Below are 25419 nucleotides of genomic sequence, written 5' to 3'. Positions count from 1 at the left end.
GGATTGCCGGGAGACGCGGCTTCCTCTAGGGAGCCCCGTCGCGCGCGCCGTCAGGGCTGCGCTCCCATCCTTCCGAGACACCGATGAAGATCAACGGCAACACCATCAAGCCCGGCATGGTCCTGCAAGTGAACGGCGGCCTGTGGGTCGTCACCAAGGCCAGCCACGTCAAGCCGGGCAAGGGCGGCGCCTTCGCCAACGTCGAGGCCAAGAACCTCGAGACCGGCAACAAGCTGAACGAGCGCTTCCGGTCGGAAGACAAGGTCGAACGCGTCACCCTCGAGCAGAAGGACTACAGCTACCTGTACGACGGCGGCGACACCCTGGTGTTCATGAACGACGAGAACTACGAGCAGATCGAACTGCAGAAGGAGTGGGTCGGCGAGGACCGCATCCCCTACCTGCAGGAGGGTATGAAGGTGGTCATCGAGAGCCACGAGGACCGTCCGATCGGCCTGTCGCTACCCGACCAGGTGACGCTGGAAGTGGTCGAGACCGAGCCGACGGTGAAGGGCCAGACCGCCTCGTCGTCCTACAAGCCGGCGATCGCCAACAACGGCGTCCGCATCATGATCCCGCCGTACATGGGCGTCGGCGAGAAGATCGTCGTCGACACCACCACCGGCGAATACGTTCGTCGGGCTGACTGATTTAGGGAGGCATCAGGCAACAGGCAGCAGGCAACAGTGAGATCGAGCACTCGGACACTGCGTAGCCCTCTTCCTGCTGCCTGTTGCCTGCTGCCTGTTGCCTTCTTCCTGGACTGACCCATGGCCCTCGCCTCCGCCCTGCTGCAAGTGATGATGGACGCGGTCCGCAAGACCGCCCGGCCGATGCTGCGCGACTTCGGCGAGGTCGCCCAGCTGCAGGTGTCGCGCAAGGGGCCGGGCGACTTCGTCACGGCGGCCGACATCAAGGCCGAGGACACCCTGTACGAACTGCTGATGAAGGCGCGGCCGGGCTATGGCTTCCTCGGCGAGGAGCGCGGGCTGATCGAGGGCACCGACAAGTCGCACATGTGGATCGTCGACCCGATCGACGGCACCACCAACTTCATGCACGCCATGCCGCATTTCGCCATCACGGTGGGGCTGCAGCGCACCGCCCCGGACGGCCATTCCGAGATCGTCGCGGGGGTGACCTACAACCCGGTCATGAACGAGCTGTTCTGGGCCGAAAAGGGCAAGGGCTGCTATCTGAACGACCAGCGCATCCGGGTGGCCGGGCGGCGTGACCTGTCGGAGAGCCTGATCGCCACGGGGCTGCCGTTCATCGGCAAGACCGGCCACGCCCAGGCCATCAAGGACATCCACGCGGTCGGCCAGCGAGTCGCCGGCATCCGCCGTCTGGGCTCGGCGGCGCTGGACTTCGCCTGGGTCGCGGCGGGGCGGTATGACGCCTATTACGAGCGCAATCTGAAGCCGTGGGACGTGGCGGCGGGCATCCTGTTCGTCACCGAGGCGGGCGGTATCGTCACCACCATCGACGAGGACGGCGACCCCATGACCGGCGGCCAGATCCTCGCGGCGAACACGGAGCTGCATCCGCAGCTGCGGAAGGTGCTGCGGGGGTAAAGCCCTTCTCCCCTTGCGGGAGAAGGTGGCCGAGCGGAGCGAGGTCGGATGAGGGGTCGCACAGGCGATCGCCAGATCCAGGCCCCGCCAAACCGCGCCGCCATCCCGCCAACCCCTCATCCGTCAGCCTTCGGCTGCCACCTTCTCCCGCAAGGGGAGAAGGATCAGGATTCAGCCCGCGATCATCCCGAAATCCGCGACGCGGCCCATGACCGCGCGGACCTGACCCAACAGTTTCAGGCGGTTGTCTCGTTCCGCGGCCACGTCGGAATTGACCAGCACCTCGTCGAAGAAGGCGTCGACCGGGGCGCGCAAGGCGGCCAGCGCGCGCATGGCGGCGGCGAAATCCTCGGTCTGCAGGGCGGCCTCGACGGCGGTGGAGGCGGAGGCGGCGGCGGCGATCAGGGCGGCCTCCCCGGCCGGGGCGCCGGTCAGGGCGACGGGCTCTCCGGCGGGCAGCGGGCCCTTTTTCTCCTCGGCGCGTAGGATGTTGGACGCGCGCTTGTAGCCGGCCAGCAGATTGGCGCCGTCGTCGGTGGCGAGGAACCCGTCGAGCGCCTCGACCCGCCGCACGATGCGGACGAGGTCGTCGTCGCCCAGCGCAAAGACGGCGTCGACGAGGTCGTGGCGCTTGCCCTGGTCGCGGAGGAGGACCTTCAGGCGGTCGGCGAAGAAGGCGAGGAGGTCGTTGGAGAACTGGGTCTCACTGCTTAGCCTCGCGCCTCTAACAATCATCACGCCGGCGGGCGTCATCATCTGACGCAGAGGTGCTCTCGCACCGTTCTCCAGCACCAGCCGGATCACCCCCAGCGCGGCGCGACGCAGGGCGAACGGGTCCTTGGAGCCGGTCGGCTTCTCGTCGATGGCGAAGAAGCCGACGAGGGTGTCGAGCTTGTCGGCGAGAGCGACGGCGACCGTCAGCGGCGCGGTGGGGACCGTGTCAGCGGGCCCCTGCGGCTTGTAATGGTCGCGGACGGCGTCGGCGATGGCGTCCCCGTGGGCGGCGCGGGCGTAGTAGCCGCCCATGACGCCCTGCAGCTCCGGGAACTCCCCGACCATGCCCGAGGCGAGGTCGGCCTTGGCGAGGCGGGCGGCCTGTTCGGCGGCGTCCGGATCCGCGCCGACCAGCGGGGCGATCTCGCGGGCCAACGCCGCAATGCGCTCGACGCGCTCGGCCAGGGTGCCGAGCTTGGCGTGGAAGGTGACGCCCTTGAGCTTGTCGTTCCAGACGTCGAAGCCGGTCTTGAGGTCCTCGTCCCAGAAGAAGCGGGCGTCGTTCAGGCGGGCGGAGAGCACGCGGCTGTTGCCGGCGGCGAGGGCCTTGCCGCCGTCGGAGGCCTCGACATTGGCGACGACGACGAAATGGGGCGCGAGGCCGTGCTTCGCCGGATTCCGGACGGCGAAATACTTCTGGTGCACCTTCATCGACAGGCGGACCACCTCGGGCGGGAGGTCGAGGAACTGCGGGTCCATGTCGCCGAGGATGGGAGTGGGCCATTCGGCGAGGCCGGCGACCTCGTCCAGCAGGCCGTCGTCGTCGACGAGGGCGAGGCCGCGGTCGCGGCAGACCGTCTGCACCGCCTCGAGGATGCGCAGCTTGCGGTCGGCGACGTCGAGCAGGACGTAGTTCTTCTCCAGCTGGGCTCGGTAGTCCGCGAAATCCTTGACCCGCAGAGACTGGCCTGAGCCGAGGAAGCGATGGCCTTCGGTGACGTCGCCGGTCTGCACCCCGTCGATGTCGAAGGGCACCACGGCCCCGTCGAACAGGGCGACGATGCGCTTCAGCGGGCGCACCCAGCGCAGGTTACCGGATCCCCAGCGCATCGACTTGGGCCAGGGGAAGCCGCGGACGATCTGGTCGACCATGTCGGGGATCAGGCCGGCGGTGGGCTGGCCCTTGCTGCTGATCACGGCGAACAGGACGCCGTCGCGCTCGACCAGCTGGTCTCGGGTCAGGCCGGTCTTGCGCAGAAAGCCGTCCAGCGCCTGTTCCGGGGCGTTGGCGCGCGGGCCCTTGAGCTCCTCCTCGCGGTCCGGCGTGGCGGCGGGCAGGCCCTCGACCACGAGGGTCAGGCGGCGCGGGCCGGCGAAGGTGGTCAGGGCGTCGTACGTCAGGCCGGCCGCCTTGAGCCGGTCGGCGGCCATGCGTTCGAGATCGCGCGCGGCGCCGGGCTGCATCCGCGCGGGAATTTCTTCGGAGAACAGTTCGAGGAGGAGTTGGGGCATCAGAAGTCGCTAAAGCCCTTCCCCTCGAGGGGGAAGGGTTGGGATGGGGTGGAGGCAGGCTGTGTGAGATTGGGCAGGGAGGCGCGGATCGCGGCTTCGATCTCGCTGACCACCGCGTGGAGGTCTTGTTCGACACGCGCATTCGGAACGCGCAGGACACGGAATCCCTGACTGTTCAGCCAGCCGTCGCGCTCGAGGTCACGCAGGGCCACGTCTGTTCGCTCATGAACGCCCCCGTCAACCTCGATGACCAGTTTGGCGCGCAGGCAGGCGAAGTCCACGACATATGCCCCGATCGGCGCCTGACGGCGAATGCGGGTTTCAAGCTTCCGCAGGCGCTCCCACAGCTTCGCCTCGGCATGGGTTGGAGCGGCGCGAAGCCGACGACCGCGCTCAGCGCCGCCGGACTTGATCCGGCCGGGGCCGGCGAAACGGTCGAAATCCACCATCGTGACGGTCCCTCCCGACCAGGCCGTACGCGCCACATCCGGACGCCCACTGCCGCCACCCCATCCCCAACCCTTCCCCCTCGAGGGGAAGGGAGTCGATAGGTTCACGCGCGCGCCCTTTCCTGCTCGACCCATTCGGTGGCGCAGGCCTTACAGAGGTCGCGGATGCGGCCGATGTAGCTCTGGCGTTCGGCGACGGCGATGGCGCCGCGGGCGTCCATCAGGTTGAACAGGTGGGAGGCCTTGAGGACCTGGTCGTAGGCGGGCAGGACCAGGGCCTGGTCCTGCGGGCCCTTCATGGCGAGGAAGCTTTCGACCTCGGCGACCATGTCCTCGAAGCGGCGCTTGAGGCCGTGGACGTCGTAGCCGTGGAAATTCGCTTCGGACTGCTGGCGCTCGTTCTCGAGGAAGACCTCGCCGTAGGTCAGGCCCTCCTTGGTGAACTTGAGGTCGTAAACATTGTCGACGCCCTGGACGTACATGGCCAGGCGCTCGAGGCCGTAGGTCAGCTCGCCCGAGACGACGTCGACCTCGATGCCGCCGACGCCCTGGAAATAGGTGAACTGGGTCACCTCCATGCCGTCGCACCAGACCTCCCAGCCGAGCCCCCAGGCGCCGACGGTGGGGTTCTCCCAGTCGTCCTCGACGAAGCGGATGTCGTGCAGTTTCGGATCGATCCCGATCGCCGCCAGCGACCCCAGATACAGCGCCTGCAGATCCTCCGGGTTCGGCTTCAAAATCACCTGATATTGGTAATAGTGCTGTAATCTATTGGGATTTTCCCCGTAGCGGCCGTCGCCGGGGCGGCGGCTGGGCTGGACGTAGGCGGCCTTCCACGGGCGCGGCCCGAGCGCGCGCAGCACGGTGGCCGGGTGCAGGGTGCCGGCGCCGACCTCGATGTCATAGGGCTGGAGAATGGCGCAGCCCTGATCGCCCCAGTATTTGTGGAGGGTCAGGATCAGGTCCTGGAAGGCGAGCGGCGTCTTCGGCGATTCGGGGGTCACAGGCGCTTGTTTCGTCCGGGGAAGAAGGCGGCGGACCCTAGACGGGCGGCCCATTTGCGGCAAGGCGAGGCCATACGGTTCCTTAAGCGCGGACGCGGTATTCAGCCGCCATGAAGCAGATCGACCAGATGCGTCGGCGGGCCGCGCGGTATCTCGACGTCGAGGCGGTCGAGATCGCGCCGGCGAAGGGCGTGTTCTCGCTGAGCTTCGACGACTTTCCGGCCACAGCCTGGACCGAGGCGGGGCCGATCCTCGCGGCGCACGGGGTCCGGGCGACCTATTATGTCTGCGCCGGCCTGTGCGGCGGCGTGAACATGGACCGCGACCAGTTCCGGGTGGAGCACCTGCAGGCGCTGCACGCCGCCGGGCACGAGGTCGGGTGCCACACCTTCGGGCATACGAGTGCGCTGCGGATGGATGCGGAGGCGCTGCGGCTGAGCCTCGACGCCAATGCGGGTTGGGTGGCGGAGCGGCTGGAAGGGCATCGGATGACCACCTTCGCCTGGCCGTTCGGGGACGCCACGGTCGGGGCCAAGAGGATTGTGCGGCGGCGGTTCGTTCTGGCGCGCGGGGTGCGGGACGGCGTCAACGCCGGGCGCGAGGACCGGGCGCTGATCAAGAGCATCGGGCTGGAGAGCCGGCGGTTGCCCGGATACGATCTCGAGGCGCTGATGGCCGAGGCGGCGGAGACGCGTGGCTGGCTGACGGCCTATGGCCACGACGTCAGCGACCGGCCGACGGACTATGGCTGCACGCCGGACGACCTGGACCGGGTGCTGCGGCTGGCGAAGGCGGCCGGGCTGGAGGTGCTGCCGGTGGGGGCGGCGTGGGGCGTGGTGACCCGATGACATTTTCTTTCGTCACCCTCCGGCGAGCGTAGCGAGACCGGGGGATCCAGCGGCGCCGCGGAGGCGGCGAAACACCTCTGTATCGGGCTTTGGAGCCTTCGGCAGTTTCGCGCTCGCGCGCGCCGCCGGGTCCCCCGATCTGCGCCGCTTCGCGGCTTGTCGGAGGATGACGAAAACAAGGTGGGCCTTACGCCGCCTGCGCCATCTCCACCGTCTTGCGCGCGTCGGCCCAGCGGATCAGGGCCGCCCGCGGCCAGGCGACGATCCAGGAGCGGGCTGTGTATTCGCCCTTTTCGATCAGGGCGGCGCGGGTGGGCGAGCTGGTCGCGGCGCGCCGGGTGTGGATGTCGCCGGGGCCCTGGTGGACCATGAAGGCGCCGTGCTTCAGCGGGTTGAGGCGCAGATAGGCGAGGCGCGGGCTGATCTGCTCCAGCGGCGGATCATAGAACCATGACGAGCCCAGCATGCCCGCCATCTCGGGGCGGCGCTTCAGGATCTCGGCGGCGGTGGCCCAGGCGCGGTCCCAGCCGGCCTCGTTGAAATCGGACAGTTCCCGGCTCTCGGTATGCACCTCCAGCCAGGGCTTCCAGGCCTGGGCGGCGGCGTAGGCGGGGATCACCGACCAGCCCCAGCCCTCGCGGGCGTGGCGCAGCACCTGTCCGGGCCCCATGGGCGAGGACAGGTCGATCATCTGGGTGCGGGCGCCGGGGACGCTGAGGACCAGGGCGATACGCACGTCCTTGGCCCAGAAGTCGCGGTCGTAGGGATCGGCGGCGGCGGTCAGGAAGTCGGCGAGACGGCCGATCCATTCCGGATAGAGCTCGAGCACCGCCGGCGGGAGGTCGGCGGCGGGGACGCGCGCCGGCATCTCCAGCGCCCAGATGGCGACGAGGGCGCGGCGGTGGTCGTCGGTCAGGGCGTCCCCGAAGGCGGCGCGCAGGGCCTCCTCCGCGCGATGGCCGGGCTGGTCGAAATCCCAGTGCGGTGCAGAGGCGGCGGCCGCCTCTGCGGCGGCGTCCTTGAGCGCGTGGAGACGAGCCCGGTCGTCGGGCGAGAGCTTCGCCAGCACGGCCTCGAAGGCGACGATGTGAGCGGGCGTCAGGGTTTCCATGGCGCGACGATACACAACAGCGGTTGGCCGACCGTTAAAGGGCCGGGGGCATGAAGAAGGCGGCGGGCCGGGGCCCGCCGCCTCCCGTCTTCATCGCTGCCGCAGAGGTATCAGGCGCCGGCGGCGGCCGGAGCCGCCTCGGCCGGCGCGGCGTCCGGCTTCAGCACCTTGTCGATGACGAAGACGCCGCCGTTGGTGGCGTCGATCTCGGCCTGGGTCACCCTGGCGGTGTCGATGGCGATGGTCTCGCCGGTGCCGTCGATGTCGATCTCGACGCCGCCCGCGGTGGCGATCGGGCCCCGCGCGCCCTTGATCTGGTCGGTCGTCAGCTCGGTCACGAGGATGTGGTAGAGCATCAGATTGCGCAGTTCCTGGGCGTTGGCCGGGTCCAGCAGACGGGTGCGCTCGGCCTCGGGCAGGGCCGCGAACGCTTCATCCGTCGGCGCGAAGATGGTGATGGCCGGACGGGTCGCCAGCGTTTCGGTCAGCTGGGCCTGATCGAAGGCGCGCAGCAGGGTGGTGAAATTCCCTCGAGCCTTCAGCACGTCGATCACGGTGCCGGCGGCGGCGGGAGTTTGGGCAGCGCGCGTCTGGGCAGCAGGCCCTTCGGCGGCCGGAGCCGCGGGCGCGGTGGCGGGCGCGGTCTGGGCGATGGCGGCCGGAGCGGCCAGCAGGGCGGCCGCGGTGGCGGCTGAGAGCAGAGTCGTGCGAAGCATCAGTATCCCTCTTCTTCGTCAAGAGGCCGCAGGGAGAGTGGAAGCGCGGCCGTGATGATGAAATCCGCTCCGATGAAAACGAAGCGGCTTTCTAACTTTCATATTGACGTCAGTTGCGGCGAAACATCCGGGATCGTGAGGTAATCTCAAGGCGATTCAGGGATGGACTGCACAATACCGACGATATGCGGCCATAAAGCTTGGCGCCGGTGCACCTAACCCAGATTCGTCGGCCTTATCCACCAGTCGGGGTGACTTTCCGACAGGCGCGCGCCGGCCGCGACAGCCGCGGCCGGGGTTTCGAACAGGGCGAAGACCGTGGCGCCCGAGCCGGACATGCGGACCAGGCGGACATCCGGCAGGTCGCCGGCGGCCTCGAGGGCCGCGGCGATGGCGGGCGAGCGGAGGACGGCGGGCGCCTGCAGATCGTTGCGCCGCCCCGCCAGCCAGCCGATCACCGTGGCGACGTCCCAGGCCGGCGGCGGCGCCGGACGGTCGGCGGCGGCCGCGGGACCGGCGTCGTAGGCGCGGTAGACCTCGCCCGTCGGCGAGGCGACGCCGGGATTGAGCAGCACGGCGGGCAGCGGCGGCAGGCGCGGCTCCGGCGTCAGGCGTTCGCCCCGGCCCTCGGCCCAGGCGGAGCGGGCATAAACGCACATGGGTCCGTCGGCCCCGATCCCCGCCGCGATATCCGCCAGGGCGTCCTCGTCGAGGTCGAGACGTAGAACATCGCGCGCCAGCCTGAGCGCCGCCCCGGCGTCGGACGAGCCGCCGCCGAGCCCCGCCGCGATCGGCAACTCCTTGTCCAGGGTCACGGCCAGTGGCGGCTCGCCGATGCCGGCCGCCTCGCCGAGCGCCCGCAAGGCCCGCAGGATCAGGTTGTCGCCCTGCCCCTCCAGTCCGGCCGCGAACTCGCCCCCGACGGTCAGGGACAGACGATCAGCCGGCTGGACGGTCACCCGGTCGCCGACGTCCGCGAAGGCGACGAGGCTGACGAGCGGATGGTAGCCGGCGGCGTCAACCGGGCCGACGTGCAGGAACAGGTTGACCTTGGCCGGAGCGAGGGCCGGGCGCGTCGCCATGCGTCAGGGCTGGCTGCCGGTCGTCGGCGGACCGGGCAGGCCGGTCGCCAGCTTCTGCTCGACCTCGGCGCGGCGCTCGGGCTCCGGCTCCAGCGTCAGCACCCGGTTCCACTGCCAGCCGGCCTCGCGGCGCCGGCCGACCTGCCAGTAGGCGTCGCCGAGATGGTCGTTGATCTCGGCGTTGGCGGGCTGATTGGCCACGGCCTGTTCCAGCGTCTCGACCGCGGTCTCGTACTGACCCCGGCGGTACTGGGCCCAGCCGAGCGAGTCCTGGACGTTGGCGTTGCGTGGATCGGCGGCGAAGGCGCGCGCGATCATCTCGGCCCCCTGATCGACGCGGCGGCCGCTGTCGACCCACAGATAGCCGAGGTGGTTCAGCAGCACGGGGTTCTGGGGAGCCATCTGCAGGGCGGTCCACAGTTCCGCCTCGGCCTCATCGATGCGGCCCAGCTGCTCCAGCGTCCGGCCGCGATCGTAGCGCAGTTCGACCGACTGCTCGGCCGTGTTGACGGTCGGGCGGTTGAGGACGGCGAGCGCCTCCTCGTAGCGTCCGAGGTCGAAATACTGGTTGGCCAGCAGGCGCGAGACGACGACCTGTTCGGGCGCCGCGGCGTCGGCGCGGAGGAAGGCCTCGAGGGCCTCCTCGCCGCGATCCTCCTCGGCGAGGCTGACGCCGAGGCCAAGCTGGGCGCTGGCGTAGACGATGGGATTGGCGGCGCCGACCCTGGCGAAGGCGGCGCGGCCGGCGGCCGGCTGTTTCGCTGCGATCAGGCTCTCGCCGAGCCGCAGGGTGATGGTGTCCTCGGGGTTCAGGGCCTCGGCGAGGCGCAGGTAGATGGCCGAGAGTTCGTGCACCTCGACCTGGCTGGTCTCCATGGCCGCGAAAGCCAGCGCGTCCGAGGCGATCTCGCGCGGCGTCCGGGCGGCGGGCGCCCGCCCCCCCTCGCGCAGGCGGCGGCCGGCGGCCAGCGCCCGGGGATCGGGCGTGTCGCCCGCCAGCGCCGCCGCATAGACCGCGAGCGCCTCGTCGCGCCGGCCGCGGCGTTCCAGGAAGGCCCCGTAGTGCACGCGGAACAGCCGCGCCCCGTCCGGAGCGGCGAGCAGGGTCTGGTACTCGGCCTCGGCCTCGGCGAAGCGGCGGCGGCTCTCCAGAAGCTGGGCCCTCTGGTCGCGCAGCACGAGCCCGGCCGTCTGGGTCGTGGGCGCCGTGACCGGCTGCAGGGCCGTCGCCCAGTCTCCGCCCGCGGCCGCGACCGAGGGCAGCAGGTAGCTGCTCACCGGGCCATAGGGGTCGGGGAAGGGCTCGGCCCGCATCAGGCCCAGCGCCGCCTCGCCGTCCCCGTCGCGCAGGGCCTGGACCACTGCGGCCAGGCGGCCGGCGCCGGCGAACAGTGGCGTGTCGGCGACGGCGGGGGCCAGCTGGACGACGGCGTCGATGTCGCCCGAGAACAGGCTGGCGAGGAAGGCCTCGCCGCCCAGCTGCGGCTGTTCCGGGGTCAGGGCCTGGCTGCGAGCCAGCAGTTCGGCGCCGGCTTCCCGCTCGCCCCTCAGGCTGGCGACGCGGCCCGACAGATACAGGCCGTAGGCTGACTGGCCGTCGGCGGTGAAGGGGGCGGGGGCCCAGATCGCCGGGATCGGCGGCGCGGCCGGCTCGACCGGAAGGGCGGCGACGTCCGGCTCCGGCTCGACGATTACGGCCGGCGCGCCCTCCGGCGCAGGCTGGGCGGAGGGCGGCGCGTCCTGGGCCGCGGCGGGCGCCGCCAGGGCCAGCAGGGCGCAACCGGTCAGGAGCAGGCGAAGGGATGTGAAGCGCATGACCCGGACCCTTCCCGGATTATGCGGCGTCGGCAAGGCCTCTCTCTTACGGCCCCGTCACATATCGCGTCACATGTTGGGGTAGTTGGGACCGCCGCCGCCCTCGGGCGTCGTCCAGACGATGTTCTGCGACGGATCCTTGATGTCGCAGGTTTTGCAGTGGACGCAGTTCTGGGCGTTGATGACGAAGCGCGGATCGGTCTTCGCCGTCTCGTCGCCATAGACCACCTCATAGACCCCGGCCGGGCAGTAGAGACGCGCGGGCTCGCCGTATTTCGGCAGGTTGACCCGGATCGGGACCGACGGATCGAGCAGCTTCAGATGGGCCGGCTGGTCCTCGGCGTGATTGGTGTTGGAGACGAAGACCGAGGACAGTTTGTCGAACGACAGCATCCCGTCGGGCTTTGGATAGGCGATCGGCTTGTGCTTCGACGCCGGCTCCGTCGAGGCCGCGTCGGTCTTCCTGTGCTTCAGGGTTCCGAACAGGGACAGGCCGCCGAACAGGGTCTGGAACCACATGTCGAACAGGCCGAGCGCCCCGCCCAGGGAGGTGCCGAAACGGGTCAGCAGCGGCTTGGCGTTGCGGACGCGTTTGAGCTCCTGGTAGACCCAGCTGTTCTCGTAGGCGGCCTGGTATTCGACCAGCTGGTCCCCTGCCCGGCCCGCCATGACGGCGTCATAGGCGCAGTCGGCGGCGAGCATGCCGGTCTTCATGGCGTTGTGGCTGCCCTTGATGCGCGGCACGTTCACGAAGCCCGCCGAGCAACCGATCAGGGCGCCGCCCGGGAACGACAGCTTCGGCACCGACTGGAAGCCGCCCTCGGTAATGGCGCGGGCCCCGTAGGAGATGCGCGTGCCGCCCTCCAGATGCTCCGCCACGGACGGGTGGTGTTTGAAGCGCTGGAACTCGTCGAACGGCGACAGGAACGGATTCTTGTAGTTCAGGTGCACGACGTAGCCGATGGCCACGTAGCGGTCGCCGAAATGGTACATGAAGCTGCCGCCGCCGGTGAACTCGTCGAGCGGCCAGCCGGTGGTGTGCTGGGCCAGGCCGGGCTGGTGCTTCTCCGCCGGGACCTGCCACAGCTCCTTGATGCCGATGCCGAATTTCTGAGGTTCGGCCGCAGCGCACAGGTTGTGGCGGGCCATGATGGTCTTGGCCAGGGAGCCGCGCACGCCCTCGGCGATGAAGACGTATTTGCCGTGCAGCTCGATGCCGGGCTGGAACTCGCCCGTCGGCTTGCCGTGGCGGTCGATGCCGAAGACGCCGGCGACAACGCCCTTCACCCGGCCGTTCGGCTCGTCCCAGACCACGTGGCTGGCGGCCATGCCGGGGTAGACCTCGACACCCAGCGCCTCGGCCTGTTCGCCCAGCCAGCGGCACAGGTTGCCGAGGGAGGCGATGTAGCAGCCGTCGTTGTGCATCAGCGGCGGCAGCAGGAACATCGGCAGGGAGGCCTCGCCCTGCGGGCCGAGGACCAGGAACCGGTCCTTCGTCACCGCGGTTTCGAGGGGGGCGCCGCGTTCCTTCCAGTCCGGGAAAAGTTCGCTCAGGGCGCGGGGATCGATCACCGCGCCCGAAAGGATATGGCCGCCGATCTCTGCCGACTTCTCCAGCACGGCGACGGAGATCTCCTTGCCGTCCTTTTCCGCGCGCTGCTTGAGGCGGATGGCCGAGGCGAGCCCCGCCGGGCCGCCGCCGACGATGACCACGTCATACTCCATGACCTCGCGCTCGACGCCCGTCAGGGCCTCGGCGAGCGGCAGCTTGTCGATCACGGCTTCCTGCCAGGCGTTCGTCGCGCCGCCTTCGATAGCGTCCTCGGCCATGGCTGAAATCCTCGTTGTCGTCGGGGTCTTGTGGTTTTCCGCTTATCGGAAGGTGACGCAAGGGTGGTCAAGGACTATCCCTGTGCCGACCCGCCCATGAGCCCGCACAGCCCGGACATCGCCGCGACCGAAAGCCTGCTCGCCTTCTGGCGGGATGCGGGGGTCGACGCCTGTTTCGGGGACGCGCCGGTCGACCGGACGCACGTCGAACCGCCGCCTGCGGTAAAGGCGGTGGCGAAGGCGACGGCGGCCGTGACTCCCGTGGTCGATACGGGGGATGCGGTCTCCGAGGCGCGGCGGCTGGCGGCGGGGGCGGAGACGCTGGAGGCCCTGGGTCAGGCGATCGCGGCGTTCGAGGGCTGCCCGTTGCGGGGACTGGGGGCGCGGCAATCGGTGTTCGCGCGGGGCAATCCGCAGGCCGAGGTGCTGGTCATTGGCGAGGGGCCGGGCGCGGAGGAGGACGAGCGCGGCCAGCCGTTCGTCGGCAAGGCCGGAAAGCTGCTGGACCGGATGCTGGCCGAAGCAGGACTTGAGGGCCGGGTGTTCATCACCAACACCGTGTTCTGGCGGCCGCCGGGCAACCGCACCCCGACGCCGGCGGAGCAGGCTGTCTGCGCCCCCTTCGTCGAGCGGGCCTTCGCCCTCCTGAAGCCGAAGGCCGTGCTGCTGGTCGGCGGGGCCTCGGCCAAGGCGGTGCTGGGGGTCGACGAGGGCATTCTGAAGCTGAGGGGCCAGTGGCGCGAGTGGCGGCTGGCCGAGGGCGGTGTTTCGGCGCCGGCCCTGCCGACGCTGCATCCGGCCTTCCTGCTGCGCCAGCCGATGGCCAAGCGGCAGGCCTGGGCCGACATGCTTTCGCTGGCGGCGCGCCTCGCCGACGGCCAAGCTCGTTAATCTGATCGACTCAAAACCGCCCCAAAAAGGCGTCACGTCTTGACATGGGCCGGGGCCGTGGCGCCTTTCTGGCCTGACGACCGAACGAACAGCGCCGGGTGGATCGAGTCGAGACGATCCGCATGACGCTCTAAGGGGGGCCGCCTTCAGTGCCGATTTCTTTCCGCCGCGCGTTTTTCGCGCCGACGACCGCTCTGGCGTTCGCCCTCGCGCTGGGGGCCGCCGCGCCTTCGCACGCCGAGGATGACGGACGACGCGGCGTCGTGTCCGCGTTGAGTCCGGCCGACCGTCTCAGCTACACCACCGCCTTCGACGCCCTGCGCCGCGGCGACCTCGAGGCCGCCCGCGCCTCGGCCCGCCAGGCCAACGACCGGGTGCTGCTGGGCCAGGTCGAGTTCGAGCGGCTGTTCCACGCCGACTATTCCGCCACCTACGAGGAGCTGGCCGCCTGGCTGGAGGAGTATTCCGACCTGCCCTGCGCGCCGCGGGCCTACAATCTGGCCCTGCGCCGGCGTCCGGACGGGGCGCCCGAGCCGAAACGGCCGTCCAGCGTCAGCGGCCGGACCTGGTCGAGCGTGGTGGCCGCCGGCGGCGGCGCCTCGGCGGACGATCCGACCAAGGCGGCGCGGATCGCCCTGAACCATGACGACCTGACCGGCGCGGTCACGCTCGGCGAGCAGATCGGCGACTGGTGGGTGGTTGGCCTGGCCAGCTACCGGCTGGGCGAATACGGCAAGGCGACCCGCGCCTTCGAGCGGGTGCTGGATGATCCGACCGAGGACGGCTGGGTCCGGTCGGGGGCCGCCTTCTGGGCCGCGCGTTCGGCGGGCCGGTCCGGTCAGCAGGATCGTGTTCAGCCGCTGCTGCGCCGGGCGGGCTCCTGGCCGGCGACCTTCTACGGCCAGATCGCCCTGCGCCAGCTGGGCGAGGAGCCCACCATCGAGAACCTGGGACCGACGCCCTACGGAGCCGTCCTGCAGCGCGCCTCCTGGCAGCCGGACGAGCCGACCGACGTCGACGCCGAAGAACTGAACGCCTTCATCCGCTCCGACGACCGCGCCCGCCGCACGGTGGCCTATTACGAGGTCGGACGAGGCACGGACGCCCGCGACGAACTGCGCACGGGACTGCGCTCGGCCCTGACGGACCGCGGACGCCAGCTGTGGGCGGCGCTGGGCCGCGCCCTGGGTCCCCGGGTCATGGGCGTCAGCGACGACGGCCGCCGCATCGACGCGGACCGCTATCCCCAACCCGAGATCGCTCCGGACGGCGGCTTCACCATCGAGCGGTCGCTGGTCTACGCCATCGCCCGCAAGGAGACCGACTTCAACGCCCGCGCGCGGTCGGCCGTCGGCGCCTACGGCCTGATGCAGGTGATGCCGACCACGGCGGCGGAACTGGCCAACGACCGCGTCTTCGTGGCCGAGCCCGACCGGCTGTTCGACCCCGCAGTGAACGCCCGGCTCGGGCAGGCCTATGTCAACAAGGTGTTGGCCATGCCGGCCATCAATGGCGACCTGCTGAGGGTCGCGGCCTCCTACAACGCCGGGCCCGGGCCGATGGTCGCGGCGGTGCGCAAGCTGGGCCACGACGCCGATCCGCTGCTGCTGATCGAGACGATCGATGTGCCGCAGGCCCGCGACTATGTCGAGAAGGTCGTCGCGGCCTACTGGATCTATCAGCGTCTCAACGGCCGGCCGCTGAACACCCTCGATGCGGTGGCGTCGGGCGCGACCCTGGTGCCGCTGGCGCTGGATTACGTCCCGCCCGCCCCCGTTCAAACGCTGGAAGTGGCCGCGGCCCCGGCGACCAGCGGCGCGCCCTGACCTAGAGGCCGGCGAGCAGCAGGGCCGGCAGGCAGCAGGCGATCACGATCAACAGCCCATAGACCATCAGGCTGGGCCGGCGGGGTTGGGGCTGTTCAACGGGCATCGACATGGCTGAGCCTGAACGCATGTGCGCTTTTCAGGGTCCAAGGATACCGGCGTTGTCTTAAGGCGGCGTTCCGGTGCGCGGTTAACGCAGCGCTTCCGCCGACCATTCGAGGAAATCCGGCTGGGCCAGAAGGGCGTCGCGATAGGCGGCGGCCGAGCCGTCGTCGCCATAGGCCGCAAGGTCGATCTGGAAATGGCGGAAGCGCGTGGCCACGGGCGTGAAGAAGGCGTCCGGCACGGACCATTCTCCGAACAGGTAGGGCCCGCCCTCGCCGAAGCGGCGGCGCATCTCCTTCCACAGACTGACGATGCGGCGGATGTCGCGCTCCACGGCCTCGCCCTTCGGCGGGGGCGAGCGGTCGGGGCCGACCATGGTGTGGTCCGGGCCCATGCCGCAGTCGGTGCGCAGCCCCATGAAGCCGCCGTGCATCTCGCACGCCGCCGACCGCGCCAGCCAACGGGCATGGGCGTCGGCGGGCCACAGCTTCGCTTCCGGATACCGCTCGGCGCACCACACCGAAATGGCCATGGAGTCCCAGATCGTCTCGCCCTCGACCCTGAGCAGGGGCACGAGGCGGGAAGGCGAGATACGCTCCAGCTCGGCCTGTCCCCCGGGCGAATAGATGTCGATCTCGCGCACCGTGAAGTCGGCCTTGCAGCGCTTCAGCACCAGCCATGGCCGCAGCGACCAGGTGGAATACAGGCGCGGTCCGATGATCAGTTCCATAAGTTGCCTAATAGCCGCCAGAATCCGTCTTCGTCGAGACGGCGGCCCCCGGTCAGCTCATCACGCGCCAGTAGATGCGCCCGTCAGAGCCCTGGATGAAGCACACGGGCCCGCCCTGGCGTTCGACGCAGGAAATGCCTGAACCGTCCCGCGCCGAGCCTCCCTCGTCCTGCCAGGCGCCCGCGCCGAACGCCGCGCGATAGATGCGACCGGCCGCATTGCGAACCACGACCTGCGAGCCCACCAGTTCGGGGGCGACATTTCGGCTGAGCCCGCCCGGCACGGGCGGCAGGACAGACTGCTGGGCCGGGGCCTGGGCGAAGCCTTCGGCGCCCTCGCCTGCCGTGATGTTGACGATGCGGACGGCGCCGTTCAGGCCGCCGATCGCGCAGCGTGCATTGGCGGAGCAGCCGAACGGGGTCGGATAGGCCAGGGCCATTGCCGTCCACTGATCAGGAACGTTCGGGCTGAGCCTCACGGGCGCCCCGTAGTTGGGAACATACTGCCCCAGCGGAATCGGCCCGATCTCGCGCGTATGCCGCAACAGCCGGAACGACCGCAGGTTTCCGTCCCAGACGAGCAACTCGAAGCGGATCGTCCGGGACCCCACCGCGGCTCCGGCGGCGGATTCCGCGCCCTCCACATGGAGCGGACCGGCAAGCAGGGTGGGCCGGAAGCCGGCCCCCTGGCCTCCGAGGTTGAACGCCTGCATCACCTGGTACAGGTTGTTATAGCCGACCTTCAGGAAAACCAGGCCCGCGGCGCCGCCGTCGCCCAGATGGCTGCATGCCAGCGCGTCGGACGAAACGTTGCTCGCCGAGCGACAGTTCGGCTCCGACCGCGTCACGACGTCCGTCACGAACCAGCCGCCCGAGGCTATGGACGCCGGCAGGTTGGCGGAATTGACCGTGGCGATCCGCAGGCGGTCGTCCGCCCCCCGGGCGACCAGCCGCCATTGCCCGTCGACCGGAACGACGGAAACGCCGCCCTGGATCGGGTCCGATGTGATCGGCGTCCACCCCGTCATGGCCATCATATTGAGTGCGCCCGGGGCGATCGTCTGGGTCTGCGGCTCGACCGGCGTACGCGTGCGGGGGCTGGGCCGGACCGGCGCCGCCGGCGCGGGCGTCACCTGTTGGGGCCTTGCGGACGGCGCCCGCTGGGCCAGCGCCTGCCCGCCTGATCCGAGCGCCAGGACAAGGGCGAGCGCCGCCTGAATGGTTCGCCGCATGATCCGCCCCTTCATGATTTCTGATGTCGCGTCCCCGAAGGCCAAGCCTAGACGGGAAGCTTGACAGATAACAGCGTTACTTTGATCGACATCTCATCGCCCGCTTGACGTTGCGCGCCCCACGCGGCCTAACGCCGCCCATGATCACGCGCTATTCCCGCCCCGCCGCCGTCGATATCTGGTCGCAGGAGACCAAATACCGGATCTGGTTCGAGATCGAGGCGCACGCCGCCACGAAGATGGCCGAGCTGGGCGTGATCCCGACCGAGGCCGCCGAGGCGATCTGGACCAGGGGCAAGGATGCGACGTTCGACGCCGACCGCATCGACGAGATCGAACGGACGACCAAGCACGACGTCATAGCCTTCCTGACCCATGTGGCCGAGATCGTCGGCGACGACGCCCGCTTCCTGCACCAGGGCATGACCTCGTCCGACGTGCTGGACACCTGTTTCGCCGTGCAGCTGGCGCGGGTCTCCGACCTGCTTGTCGAGGGCGTCGACCGCGTGCTGGCGGCGCTGGAGACGCGGGCCAAGGAGCACAAATTCACGCCGTGCGTCGGTCGCAGCCACGGCATTCACGCCGAGCCCATCACCTTCGGCCTCAAGCTGGCCGGCTATCACGCCGAGTTCCAGCGGGCGAAGCGCCGCCTGCTGACGGCGAAGGAAGAGATCGCCACCTGCGCCATCTCCGGCGCGGTCGGGACCTTCGCCAACGTCGATCCGGCGGTCGAGGCCTATGTGGCCGGGAAGATGGGCCTGCAGGTCGAGCCGGTCTCGACCCAGGTGATCCCGCGAGACCGCCACGCCGCCTTCTTCGCGGCCCTGGGCGTGGTCGCCTCCTCCGTCGAGCGCCTGGCCATCGAGATCCGCCATCTGCAGCGCACCGAGGTGCTGGAGGCCGAAGAGTTCTTCGACAAGGGCCAGAAGGGCTCGTCGGCCATGCCGCACAAGCGCAATCCGATCCTGACCGAGAACCTGACCGGCCTCGCCCGTCTGGTGCGCTCGGCGGTGACGCCGGCGATGGAGAACGTCGCCCTCTGGCACGAGCGCGACATCAGCCATTCCTCGGTGGAGCGCGGCATCGGGCCGGACGCGACCATCCATCTGGACTTCGCCCTGCACCGTCTGGCCGGGGTGGTCGAGCGGCTGAACGTCTATCCGGCCAATATGGAGAAGAACCTCAACCTGCTGGGCGGTCTGGTTCACTCCCAGCGGGTCATGCTGGCCCTGACCCAGGCGGGCGTAAGCCGCGAGGACGCCTATGCCGCCGTGCAGGAGAACGCCATGAAGGTCTGGCGCGGCGAAGGGGCCTTCCTCGACTTCCTCAAGGCCGACGCGCGCGTCACCCTGCCGGAGGCGCAGCTCGAGGCGCTGTTCGACATCGGCTATCACACCAAACACGTGGACACGGTGTTCGCGCGGGTGTTCGGGGCCGACGCCGCCTGAGGCCGTGGAGCGCAAGCGGGCCTTCGATCCGGTCGCTGACGCCGACACGCGGCTGCTGATCCTCGGCAGCCTGCCCGGCGACGCCTCGCTGAGGGCGGGCCAGTACTACGGCCATCCGCAGAACGCCTTCTGGCGGCTGATCGGTGGCGTGATCGGGCGCGATCTGGCCGCCCTGCCGTATGAGGCGCGGCTGTCGGCGTTGCGCGAGGCCGGCGTCGGCCTGTGGGACGTCATCGCCAGCGCCGAGCGGCCCGGCAGCCTGGACGCGGCCATCCGGCGGCCCGAGGCGGCGGACCTTCGCGGCCTGGTGCGGACGCTCCCGAGGCTGCGCGCCGTGGCCTTCAACGGTGGATCAGCGGCGAAGCTGGGCCGGGCGGTGCTGGCCGAAGCCACGGATACGGTCCTGATCGACCTCCCCTCCTCCAGCCCCGCGCACGCCCGAGCGTTCGGCGAGAAGGCGGCGGCGTGGGCGGTCCTGGGCCGGTGGGTCCGATAGCTCTCCCGCCAACCCCCGATTACGGAAAAATTCCGCGCTGACGCATCCAAATCGCGTCCCGGGTCCTATTCCCGTGGAGCTGCCGGGAGGGCGGCGCCAGAGGGGCTGCGCCATGCTGTCGACCCGTCCTGTGCTGACCGCGCTGAGCGCCGTGGCGCTGACGCTGGCGGCCTGCGACCGACAGGTTTCGGAGCGGGCCGAAGAGGCCCCCGCCCCCGCCCCCGCGGCCCGGACGACGGCGGCCGGCACGGTGCTGACGACGGCGCAGCGGGACGCCGACCTGACCACTCTGGTCAGCGCCCTGCAGACCGCCGGCATCGCCGCCACGCTGGACGGGGACGGCCCCTACACCCTGTTCGCCCCGACCAACGCGGCTTTCGAGAAGGTGCCGGCGGCGCGGCGGGACTTCCTGACCACGCCGGAGGGCCGGTCCGATCTGCGTCGGCTGCTGACCTATCACGTCGTGCCCGGCCGGCTCGACGCGGCCAGCCTTGTGCAACGGGTCCAGACGGGCGGCGGATCGCTGGCCCTGACCACGATGCAGGGCGGGGTGCTGACGGCGCGGGTCAACGCGGCCGGTTCGATCGAACTGACGGACGCCGCGGGCGGGGTGTCACGGGTAAGCAAGCCCGAGGTGATCGCTTCGAACGGGGTGATCCACGCCGTCGACACGGTCGCGGAGCCGCCTGGCTGACCGGCGGCAAGGAACCCCGGCGCCGCCCTCCCCCACACCGCGCCGGCGGCGGATCGCCCCCGATCGATCCGTCCTGAAGGGCCGCAGCCGAAAGGTTGCGGCCTTTCTCGGTCAGGTGATGGGAGGGCCTATTCGCCGTTGCGAATCTGTTCGCGGGCCACGGAGGCCAGTTCGTCCATCTTGCGGCGGATTTCACCTTCCGAGACGGTCAGGCCGGCGCCTTCCAGATCCTGGGCGATCTTGCGGTAGACGTCTTCCTCGCCGGGCTGTTCGAAATCGGCCTTGACGATGGCGCGGCCGTATTCCTCGGCGCTGTGGGCGGACAGGCCCATCTTCTCGGCCGCCCACAGGCCCAGCAGCTTGTTGCGCCGGGCGATCGCCTTGAATTCCTGTTCCTGATCGAGGGCGAATTTGGACTCGTAGCCCTTTTCCCGATCGTCGAAGGTCGTCATGGGCGTCTGCAGGCTCCGTCAGGCGGCCCAAACGCGGCCGCGGTCGAGCAGGTCTATAGCTCCCCGGGAGCCGAACGCAACGGAAACCCTGACGGTTCATTACGGCCCTGCGTTTGTGTCGCAGCCCGGCTTCCGGTAAGGGAGGGCCGACCAATTCTCCCGCCCGCCCGATTCCGGATCGCGCCGCCCAGACCACCGTGCTGGCCGCGCGATTTTCGTTTCTGGCGAAGCCCCGCCCGGACCCGTGATGATGAACGTCAAGCGCAAGAAGCTCTACGAGGGCAAGGCCAAGATTCTGTACGAGGGACCGGAGCCGGGCACCCTGATCCAGTATTTCAAGGACGACGCCACCGCCTTCAACGCCCAGAAGAAGGCGGTCCTCGAAGGCAAGGGCGTCATCAACAACCGGATCAGCGAATTCGTCATGTCGCGCCTGAACGGCATCGGCGTGACCAACCATTTCATCAAGCGGCTGAACCTGCGCGAGCAGCTGATCCGCGAGGTCGAGATCATCCCGCTGGAGGTCGTGTGCCGCAACATCGTCGCCGGCTCGATGAGCCAGCGGCTGGGCATCGACGAGGGCACGCCCCTGCCCCGCTCGATCATCGAGTTCTACTACAAGAAGGACGAGCTCAACGACCCGATGGTCACCGAGGAGCACATCACCGCCTTCAACTGGGCCTCGACCCAGGAGCTGGACGACATCCTGGCCATGACGGTGCGGGTCAACGACTATCTGTCGGGCATGTTCGGCGCCGTCGGCATCACCCTGGTCGACTTCAAGATCGAGTTCGGCCGGATCTGGGAGAACGACTTCTCGCGCGTGATTCTGGCCGACGAGATCAGCCCCGATTCGTGCCGCCTGTGGGACAGCACCACGGGCGAGAAGCTGGACAAGGACCGCTTCCGCCGCGATCTGGGCAACGTCATCGAAAGCTACACCGAGGTGGCCCGCCGCCTCGGCATAATGAAGGACATGCCGACCGTGATTCAGGGGGGACTGCACTGATGGCGAGGGTCAAGGTTCACGTCTTCCTGAAGCCGGGCGTGCTGGACGTGCAGGGCAAGGCCGTCGAGGGCGCCCTGCATGGTCTGGGCTGGGCCGGCGTGGCCAACGCCCGCGTCGGCAAGCTGATCGAGTTCGACCTCGATGGCGCCGCCGATCCGGCCGCCGAGGCGAAGCGGATGTGCGAGACCCTGTTGGCCAACACCGTGATCGAAAGCTACCGCATCGAGGTGGCGTGAGCCGCGTCGTCAAACTGCTGATCGCCCTGTTCATCGCCGGCGCCTGCGTGGTGTTCGCGGCGGCGCTGGCGGGCGGGCTGATGGACGACAGCGCCTTCACGCCGGCGGCGAAGCAGGCGGCGCACGGGGGATGACGGGTCCCGCCGGAAAGCACCTGACCGAGGCGGAGTTTCACGCGTTCTTCGCCCCTCCAATGCGGGACATCACGGAATCCGCGGAGGCCATCGTCGATATCTGGCCATACGTGGATTCGCTGGATCTCGATGAACTCGGCCTGCCTCATCTCAACGACGTGCATTACGTCTATCGCGACGCCCTCAACCGATACGACCAGATTCTGATCGGAACCGGTCGCTTCAATGCCCTGCTCGTGATCGTCGTGTCTCTCGCCGCCCGCGAGATCATTGGACATCGCGTGTTGGACCTGAACGCCACCTACGGCGTCTCTGGTGGTCATTTGCGAGAAGTCGATCCGGGCTGAGCCGAATGATGACGGCCTCCACGCTCGTGCGTTAGGGTCGAGGCCAGCAGGAGAACCCGCCATGACCTTCACCCTCACCTCCAACGACATCACCGACGGCGGCGTGCTGCCGGAGGCGCAGGTCTACGCCGGCGGCAACACCTCCCCGCATCTGAAATGGTCGGGCGCGCCGGAGGGGACGAAGAGCTACGCGGTCACCTGTTTCGATCCGGACGCGCCCACGGGCTCCGGCTTCTGGCATTGGATCGTGGCCAATATTCCGGCGGATGTGACCGAGCTGGCCGCCGGCGCCTCGGGCCGCGGCATGCCGGCGGGCGCGGTGCAGGGGCGGACCGACTTCGGCGAGACAGGCTTCGGCGGGGCCGCGCCGCCGCCGGGGCACGGGCCGCACCGCTACATCTTCACCGTCTTCGCCGTGGACACGGAAAAGCTGGACGTAACGCCCGACAATTCCGGCGCGGTGTTCGGCTTCAACCTGCATTTCCATACGCTGGCGAAGGCCTCGATCACGGGCGTTTACGAGAACAAGGGCTGAGCGAATTCCATTCTGGGGGGGCGGCATGAGAACCATCGTCAAGGCGATCGCGGCGGGCGCGCTGCTTCTGGCTACAGCGAGTGCGGCGGGGACGCAGGACGCCCCGGCGGCCGCGACGGCGACGCCCGCGGGCATTCCCATGGACAGCGCATGGCGGCGCGCCGTCTACGCCCAGGCGCATGAGCATTTCCGGCACCCAAGCTGGGGCTGGCGGCATTCGGAACGCGACTATCTGTTCGGGATGGCGGTGGCGCAGGCCGAGGGGCTGACGGTCGACCCCGATGTGATGTTCGCCGCCGCCTTTCTGCACGACTGGGGCGGGATCGAACCGTTCGCCGTCGCCGGCGTGGACCACGCCGTGCGCTCGGTGCAACTGGCCGAGCCGTTCCTGACGGAGGCGGGATTTCCGATGGAGAAATTTCCGGCCGTCCGCGCCGCCATCCTGGGCCATATGTACGACAAGGAGCCGGAAGGCCCCGAGGCGCTCGCCATTCACGACGCCGATGCGCTGGACTTCCTTGGCGCCCTCGGGGCCGCCCGGTTGCTGGCGGCGACGGGCGACCGGCCGGACTACGATCAGGCGTTGGGGCGGATCGAGCGATTCGCCGTCGACATCCCACCGCGCCTGAAGACCGCCGCGGCTCGCCGGATGGCCGAGCCGCGCGTGGCGGCGATGACCGAATTCCTCGCCACGGTGCGAAGCGAAACGCCGGACGGCGCCAGACCCTGACAGGAGCGGCAAACGCTGCTAAAGGGCGCCGCCATGAGCGCAGCCGTCATCGTTTTCCCGGGGTCCAACTGCGACCGCGACTGCAAGGTCGCGATCGAACGCTCGACGGGCGAGACCGTCCAGATGGTCTGGCATCAGGAGACGGAACTGCCGTCCGGGCTGGATCTGATCGTCCTGCCGGGCGGCTTTTCCTATGGCGACTATCTGCGTTGCGGGGCCATGGCGGCGCAGTCGCCGGTGATGCAGGCGGTGAAGCAAGCTGCTGACAAGGGCGTCGCCGTGGTCGGCATCTGCAACGGCTTCCAGATCCTGTGCGAGGCGGGAATGCTGCCGGGCGCCCTGCTGCGCAACGCCGGGCTGAAATACGTCTGCAAGCCGATCAGCCTGACCGTCGCCAATGGCCAGACCCGCTTCACGGCCGGCTATCAGGGCCAGCGCGAGGTGGTGATGACCCAGGGCAACGGCGACGGAAACTATTTCGCCGACGCCGAGACCCTGGCCAGGATCGAGGGCGAGGGCCAGGTGGTGTTCCGCTACGTCGACAATCCGAACGGCTCGGTCGGGGACATCGCCGGCCTTCAGAACGCGCGCGGCAATGTGCTGGGCATGATGCCCCACCCCGACCGGGCGTTCGAGGAAGAGCTGGGCTCGGCCGATGGCGCGACCCTGTTCCGCAGCATCTTCGCGGCCGCCTGACCTCGGACCGGACTTGACCCGGACGGCCGATACGGCCGAACTCGCCGCAGGACGCGCCCCCAGGGATGCGTGAGGGGAGCCGGCCATGTTCATGAGCGAACGCCAGAAGATGATCTCTGGCCTGCCCTACAACCCCGGCGATCCGGAACTCCAGGCCGACCAGACCACGGCCAAACACTGGATGGCGCGCTACAACGCCTCGCTCGCGGCCAGCCCCGCCGAGCGGCGCGACCTGCTGCGTCAGAGGCTGGGCGAAGTCGGCGAGGGGGCGGTGATCCGCCCGCCGTTCCACTGCGACTACGGCTACAATATCCGGCTGGGCCGCAACGTCTTCCTGAACTTCAACTGCATCATCCTCGACGTCTGCGAGGTCGACATAGGCGACGGAACCCAGATCGGGCCCGGCGTGCAGATCCTGACCGCCGACCATCCGCGCAACGCCGCCGAGCGGGCGGCCGGGATCGAGTTCGGCAAGCCGATCGCTATCGGCTTCAATGTGTGGATCGGCGGCGGGGCGCTGATCCTGCCGGGGGTGACGATCGGCGACGACGCGATCATCGGCGCCGGAGCCGTGGTGACGCGCGACGTCCCGGCGGGCGCGACGGCCCTCGGCAATCCGGCGCGCGTCCGCCCCTGACGATCCGTTAAGGAATTTATTCCTTGGACAATCTTGACTGCCGGCCCACCGGTCCCATGTCAGACGGTGCGGCTCTCCGGCCGCCGGGTCTTTGACAAGTCAGGAATGAGTGGCGCTACGGTATCGCTCCTTGGGCCGGAATTTCGCATAATCTGGCACGGTTGCCGCCGCCGGCCATCGCCACCGAAGACCTAAGCCACTGCTTTGAGGGCCATTATCGATGGGGCACGATGGCACTGTTGGCACGCCGGACTCGAAAACCGCGCCACCTCGGCAGGGTCAGACATCGTCCGCGCGGCGGCGCTCGCCATCGGCCGAGCCCTGAACCCCGATCGACTGGTCCAGCGCATCCTCGTCGACGGTGCGCGAGGCCCCGTCCTCGAGCATCGGATCCTCGTCGGCGGTGCGGACCCCGCCGGGATCGCGCTGGGCGTTCAGCTCCCGCTCGCCGAGGCCGAGGCCCTGCTCGCGGGCCCGGTCGGCCTGGACCGTGTCGGTCTCGAAATGCGGCGTCTCTCCGGGGCGTGTGGATTCGTCGGCCATGGCGGTCTCCTTTGCAGACAGAAC

The 25419-nt window shown here is 69.4% G+C and carries 28 protein-coding genes; 16 read left to right on the top strand and 12 right to left on the bottom strand.

What is annotated here, in order from left to right; translation table 11 throughout:
* The first annotated feature begins 83 nt into the window (after positions 1–83).
* Positions 84–650: an elongation factor P gene (efp, locus tag VEA62_RS08065; RefSeq protein ID WP_324820387.1), complete on the top strand. Its 567-nt coding sequence runs from the start codon at positions 84–86 to the stop codon at positions 648–650.
* 120 nt (positions 651–770) lie between these two features.
* A complete protein-coding gene (locus VEA62_RS08060) occupies positions 771–1574 on the top strand; it encodes an inositol monophosphatase family protein (protein WP_324820385.1) in 804 nt (267 codons plus the stop codon).
* A gap of 171 nt (positions 1575–1745) precedes the next feature.
* Here VEA62_RS08060 and glyS read toward each other — a convergent pair whose 3' ends face one another.
* The 3 genes from glyS to VEA62_RS08045 all read right to left on the bottom strand — a co-directional run bounded on the left by glyS (position 1746) and on the right by VEA62_RS08045 (position 5253).
* The gene (gene glyS, locus VEA62_RS08055; protein ID WP_324820383.1) at positions 1746–3800 is read right to left on the bottom strand and encodes a glycine--tRNA ligase subunit beta; all 2055 of its coding nucleotides are present in this window, start codon (positions 3798–3800) and stop codon (positions 1746–1748) included.
* Positions 3800–4249, bottom strand: a complete 450-nt coding sequence (locus VEA62_RS08050; protein WP_324820381.1) for an endonuclease domain-containing protein — start codon at positions 4247–4249, stop codon at positions 3800–3802. Before VEA62_RS08050 ends, glyS begins: the two co-directional genes overlap by 1 nt.
* 104 nt (positions 4250–4353) lie before the next feature.
* The gene (locus VEA62_RS08045) at positions 4354–5253 is read right to left on the bottom strand and encodes a glycine--tRNA ligase subunit alpha (protein WP_324820379.1); all 900 of its coding nucleotides are present in this window, start codon (positions 5251–5253) and stop codon (positions 4354–4356) included.
* Positions 5254–5363: 110 nt separating this feature from the next.
* Here VEA62_RS08045 and VEA62_RS08040 point away from each other — a divergent pair, with 110 nt between their 5' ends.
* Complete coding sequence (locus tag VEA62_RS08040; RefSeq protein WP_324820377.1) at positions 5364–6101, top strand: polysaccharide deacetylase family protein; 738 nt, start codon at positions 5364–5366, stop codon at positions 6099–6101.
* A 187-nt stretch (positions 6102–6288) separates the two neighbouring features.
* Here the strand turns inward: VEA62_RS08040 and VEA62_RS08035 are convergent, their stop codons facing one another.
* The 5 genes from VEA62_RS08035 to VEA62_RS08015 form a co-directional block, all read right to left on the bottom strand.
* Positions 6289–7212 carry a hypothetical protein gene (locus tag VEA62_RS08035; RefSeq protein WP_324820375.1) on the bottom strand — a complete coding sequence of 308 codons (924 nt, stop codon included), beginning with the start codon at positions 7210–7212 and terminating at the stop codon, positions 6289–6291.
* A 110-nt stretch (positions 7213–7322) separates the two neighbouring features.
* A complete protein-coding gene (locus VEA62_RS08030; RefSeq protein WP_324820373.1) occupies positions 7323–7928 on the bottom strand; it encodes a fasciclin domain-containing protein in 606 nt (201 codons plus the stop codon).
* Between the two features lie 215 nt (positions 7929–8143).
* Positions 8144–9010 carry a 4-(cytidine 5'-diphospho)-2-C-methyl-D-erythritol kinase gene (locus VEA62_RS08025; protein WP_324820371.1) on the bottom strand — a complete coding sequence of 289 codons (867 nt, stop codon included), beginning with the start codon at positions 9008–9010 and terminating at the stop codon, positions 8144–8146.
* Between the two features lie 3 nt (positions 9011–9013).
* Complete coding sequence (locus tag VEA62_RS08020) at positions 9014–10825, bottom strand: tetratricopeptide repeat protein (protein ID WP_324820369.1); 1812 nt, start codon at positions 10823–10825, stop codon at positions 9014–9016.
* Positions 10826–10894: 69 nt separating this feature from the next.
* The gene (locus VEA62_RS08015) at positions 10895–12550 is read right to left on the bottom strand and encodes an electron transfer flavoprotein-ubiquinone oxidoreductase (protein ID WP_324820590.1); all 1656 of its coding nucleotides are present in this window, start codon (positions 12548–12550) and stop codon (positions 10895–10897) included.
* A 201-nt stretch (positions 12551–12751) separates the two neighbouring features.
* Between VEA62_RS08015 and VEA62_RS08010 the strand changes: the two genes are divergently transcribed.
* Entirely contained in the window at positions 12752–13546 is a 795-nt protein-coding gene (locus VEA62_RS08010) for a uracil-DNA glycosylase (RefSeq protein ID WP_324820367.1), read from the top strand.
* A gap of 263 nt (positions 13547–13809) precedes the next feature.
* Positions 13810–15372, top strand: coding sequence for a lytic transglycosylase domain-containing protein (locus VEA62_RS08005; protein ID WP_324820365.1), 1563 nt, complete (start codon positions 13810–13812; stop codon positions 15370–15372).
* 190 nt (positions 15373–15562) lie between these two features.
* Here the strand turns inward: VEA62_RS08005 and VEA62_RS08000 are convergent, their stop codons facing one another.
* Positions 15563–16207: a glutathione S-transferase gene (locus VEA62_RS08000; RefSeq protein ID WP_324820364.1), complete on the bottom strand. Its 645-nt coding sequence runs from the start codon at positions 16205–16207 to the stop codon at positions 15563–15565.
* Between the two features lie 52 nt (positions 16208–16259).
* The gene (locus VEA62_RS07995) at positions 16260–17438 is read right to left on the bottom strand and encodes a hypothetical protein (protein WP_324820362.1); all 1179 of its coding nucleotides are present in this window, start codon (positions 17436–17438) and stop codon (positions 16260–16262) included.
* 140 nt (positions 17439–17578) lie between these two features.
* Between VEA62_RS07995 and purB the strand changes: the two genes are divergently transcribed.
* The 3 genes from purB (at position 17579) to VEA62_RS07980 (ending at position 20076) form a co-directional block, all read left to right on the top strand.
* Entirely contained in the window at positions 17579–18886 is a 1308-nt protein-coding gene (gene purB / locus VEA62_RS07990) for an adenylosuccinate lyase (protein ID WP_324820360.1), read from the top strand.
* Positions 18887–18890: 4 nt separating this feature from the next.
* Positions 18891–19382, top strand: coding sequence for a DNA-deoxyinosine glycosylase (locus tag VEA62_RS07985; protein ID WP_324820358.1), 492 nt, complete (start codon positions 18891–18893; stop codon positions 19380–19382).
* A 112-nt stretch (positions 19383–19494) separates the two neighbouring features.
* Positions 19495–20076 carry a fasciclin domain-containing protein gene (locus VEA62_RS07980; protein ID WP_324820356.1) on the top strand — a complete coding sequence of 194 codons (582 nt, stop codon included), beginning with the start codon at positions 19495–19497 and terminating at the stop codon, positions 20074–20076.
* A gap of 128 nt (positions 20077–20204) precedes the next feature.
* Here VEA62_RS07980 and VEA62_RS07975 read toward each other — a convergent pair whose 3' ends face one another.
* Positions 20205–20528: a DUF1476 domain-containing protein gene (locus VEA62_RS07975; RefSeq protein ID WP_324820354.1), complete on the bottom strand. Its 324-nt coding sequence runs from the start codon at positions 20526–20528 to the stop codon at positions 20205–20207.
* A gap of 250 nt (positions 20529–20778) precedes the next feature.
* Here VEA62_RS07975 and purC point away from each other — a divergent pair, with 250 nt between their 5' ends.
* From purC to VEA62_RS07935, 8 genes are all read left to right on the top strand, one after another.
* Positions 20779–21537, top strand: a complete 759-nt coding sequence (gene purC / locus VEA62_RS07970) for a phosphoribosylaminoimidazolesuccinocarboxamide synthase (protein ID WP_324820588.1) — start codon at positions 20779–20781, stop codon at positions 21535–21537.
* Positions 21537–21773 carry a phosphoribosylformylglycinamidine synthase subunit PurS gene (gene purS, locus VEA62_RS07965; protein WP_324820353.1) on the top strand — a complete coding sequence of 79 codons (237 nt, stop codon included), beginning with the start codon at positions 21537–21539 and terminating at the stop codon, positions 21771–21773. Before purC ends, purS begins: the two co-directional genes overlap by 1 nt.
* Positions 21770–21907, top strand: a complete 138-nt coding sequence (locus VEA62_RS07960; RefSeq protein ID WP_324820351.1) for a hypothetical protein — start codon at positions 21770–21772, stop codon at positions 21905–21907. The genes purS and VEA62_RS07960 overlap by 4 nt, the downstream gene beginning before the upstream one ends.
* Positions 21904–22254, top strand: a complete 351-nt coding sequence (locus VEA62_RS07955; RefSeq protein WP_324820349.1) for a hypothetical protein — start codon at positions 21904–21906, stop codon at positions 22252–22254. The genes VEA62_RS07960 and VEA62_RS07955 overlap by 4 nt, the downstream gene beginning before the upstream one ends.
* A 61-nt stretch (positions 22255–22315) precedes the next feature.
* Entirely contained in the window at positions 22316–22789 is a 474-nt protein-coding gene (locus VEA62_RS07950; protein WP_324820347.1) for a YbhB/YbcL family Raf kinase inhibitor-like protein, read from the top strand.
* 25 nt (positions 22790–22814) lie between these two features.
* Positions 22815–23519, top strand: a complete 705-nt coding sequence (locus tag VEA62_RS07945) for an HD domain-containing protein (protein WP_324820345.1) — start codon at positions 22815–22817, stop codon at positions 23517–23519.
* 33 nt (positions 23520–23552) lie between these two features.
* Entirely contained in the window at positions 23553–24215 is a 663-nt protein-coding gene (gene purQ, locus VEA62_RS07940; protein WP_324820343.1) for a phosphoribosylformylglycinamidine synthase subunit PurQ, read from the top strand.
* Between the two features lie 85 nt (positions 24216–24300).
* The gene (locus tag VEA62_RS07935; RefSeq protein WP_324820341.1) at positions 24301–24852 is read left to right on the top strand and encodes a sugar O-acetyltransferase; all 552 of its coding nucleotides are present in this window, start codon (positions 24301–24303) and stop codon (positions 24850–24852) included.
* A gap of 279 nt (positions 24853–25131) precedes the next feature.
* On the opposite strand, the gene VEA62_RS07930 is transcribed toward VEA62_RS07935, so the two are convergent.
* Positions 25132–25395, bottom strand: a complete 264-nt coding sequence (locus VEA62_RS07930; RefSeq protein ID WP_324820339.1) for a hypothetical protein — start codon at positions 25393–25395, stop codon at positions 25132–25134.
* Between the last annotated feature and the right edge of the window lie 24 nt (positions 25396–25419).

This window comes from Brevundimonas sp. (genome assembly GCF_035627475.1).
GTDB lineage: Bacteria > Pseudomonadota > Alphaproteobacteria > Caulobacterales > Caulobacteraceae > Brevundimonas.
This window is presented reverse-complemented; position numbering and strand designations above follow the sequence as displayed.

What these genes read in the sequence shown, in the direction of transcription:
- VEA62_RS08025 (WP_324820371.1), bottom strand. Translation starts at nt 9,010, where the DNA reads ATGGCGACGCGCCCGGCCCTCGCTCCGGCCAAGGTCAACCTGTTCCTG.
- purQ (WP_324820343.1), top strand. Translation starts at nt 23,553, where the DNA reads ATGAGCGCAGCCGTCATCGTTTTCCCGGGGTCCAACTGCGACCGCGAC.
- VEA62_RS08000 (WP_324820364.1), bottom strand. Translation starts at nt 16,207, where the DNA reads ATGGAACTGATCATCGGACCGCGCCTGTATTCCACCTGGTCGCTGCGG.
- purS (WP_324820353.1), top strand. Translation starts at nt 21,537, where the DNA reads ATGGCGAGGGTCAAGGTTCACGTCTTCCTGAAGCCGGGCGTGCTGGAC.
- VEA62_RS07935 (WP_324820341.1), top strand. Translation starts at nt 24,301, where the DNA reads ATGTTCATGAGCGAACGCCAGAAGATGATCTCTGGCCTGCCCTACAAC.
- efp (WP_324820387.1), top strand. Translation starts at nt 84, where the DNA reads ATGAAGATCAACGGCAACACCATCAAGCCCGGCATGGTCCTGCAAGTG.
- VEA62_RS07945 (WP_324820345.1), top strand. Translation starts at nt 22,815, where the DNA reads ATGAGAACCATCGTCAAGGCGATCGCGGCGGGCGCGCTGCTTCTGGCT.
- VEA62_RS08050 (WP_324820381.1), bottom strand. Translation starts at nt 4,249, where the DNA reads ATGGTGGATTTCGACCGTTTCGCCGGCCCCGGCCGGATCAAGTCCGGC.
- VEA62_RS07930 (WP_324820339.1), bottom strand. Translation starts at nt 25,395, where the DNA reads ATGGCCGACGAATCCACACGCCCCGGAGAGACGCCGCATTTCGAGACC.
- VEA62_RS08020 (WP_324820369.1), bottom strand. Translation starts at nt 10,825, where the DNA reads ATGCGCTTCACATCCCTTCGCCTGCTCCTGACCGGTTGCGCCCTGCTG.
- glyS (WP_324820383.1), bottom strand. Translation starts at nt 3,800, where the DNA reads ATGCCCCAACTCCTCCTCGAACTGTTCTCCGAAGAAATTCCCGCGCGG.
- VEA62_RS08015 (WP_324820590.1), bottom strand. Translation starts at nt 12,550, where the DNA reads ATGGAGTATGACGTGGTCATCGTCGGCGGCGGCCCGGCGGGGCTCGCC.
- purC (WP_324820588.1), top strand. Translation starts at nt 20,779, where the DNA reads ATGAACGTCAAGCGCAAGAAGCTCTACGAGGGCAAGGCCAAGATTCTG.
- VEA62_RS07955 (WP_324820349.1), top strand. Translation starts at nt 21,904, where the DNA reads ATGACGGGTCCCGCCGGAAAGCACCTGACCGAGGCGGAGTTTCACGCG.
- VEA62_RS07980 (WP_324820356.1), top strand. Translation starts at nt 19,495, where the DNA reads ATGCTGTCGACCCGTCCTGTGCTGACCGCGCTGAGCGCCGTGGCGCTG.
- VEA62_RS08060 (WP_324820385.1), top strand. Translation starts at nt 771, where the DNA reads ATGGCCCTCGCCTCCGCCCTGCTGCAAGTGATGATGGACGCGGTCCGC.
- VEA62_RS07975 (WP_324820354.1), bottom strand. Translation starts at nt 20,528, where the DNA reads ATGACGACCTTCGACGATCGGGAAAAGGGCTACGAGTCCAAATTCGCC.
- VEA62_RS08010 (WP_324820367.1), top strand. Translation starts at nt 12,752, where the DNA reads ATGAGCCCGCACAGCCCGGACATCGCCGCGACCGAAAGCCTGCTCGCC.
- VEA62_RS07950 (WP_324820347.1), top strand. Translation starts at nt 22,316, where the DNA reads ATGACCTTCACCCTCACCTCCAACGACATCACCGACGGCGGCGTGCTG.
- purB (WP_324820360.1), top strand. Translation starts at nt 17,579, where the DNA reads ATGATCACGCGCTATTCCCGCCCCGCCGCCGTCGATATCTGGTCGCAG.
- VEA62_RS07995 (WP_324820362.1), bottom strand. Translation starts at nt 17,438, where the DNA reads ATGCGGCGAACCATTCAGGCGGCGCTCGCCCTTGTCCTGGCGCTCGGA.
- VEA62_RS08035 (WP_324820375.1), bottom strand. Translation starts at nt 7,212, where the DNA reads ATGGAAACCCTGACGCCCGCTCACATCGTCGCCTTCGAGGCCGTGCTG.
- VEA62_RS08040 (WP_324820377.1), top strand. Translation starts at nt 5,364, where the DNA reads ATGAAGCAGATCGACCAGATGCGTCGGCGGGCCGCGCGGTATCTCGAC.
- VEA62_RS08030 (WP_324820373.1), bottom strand. Translation starts at nt 7,928, where the DNA reads ATGCTTCGCACGACTCTGCTCTCAGCCGCCACCGCGGCCGCCCTGCTG.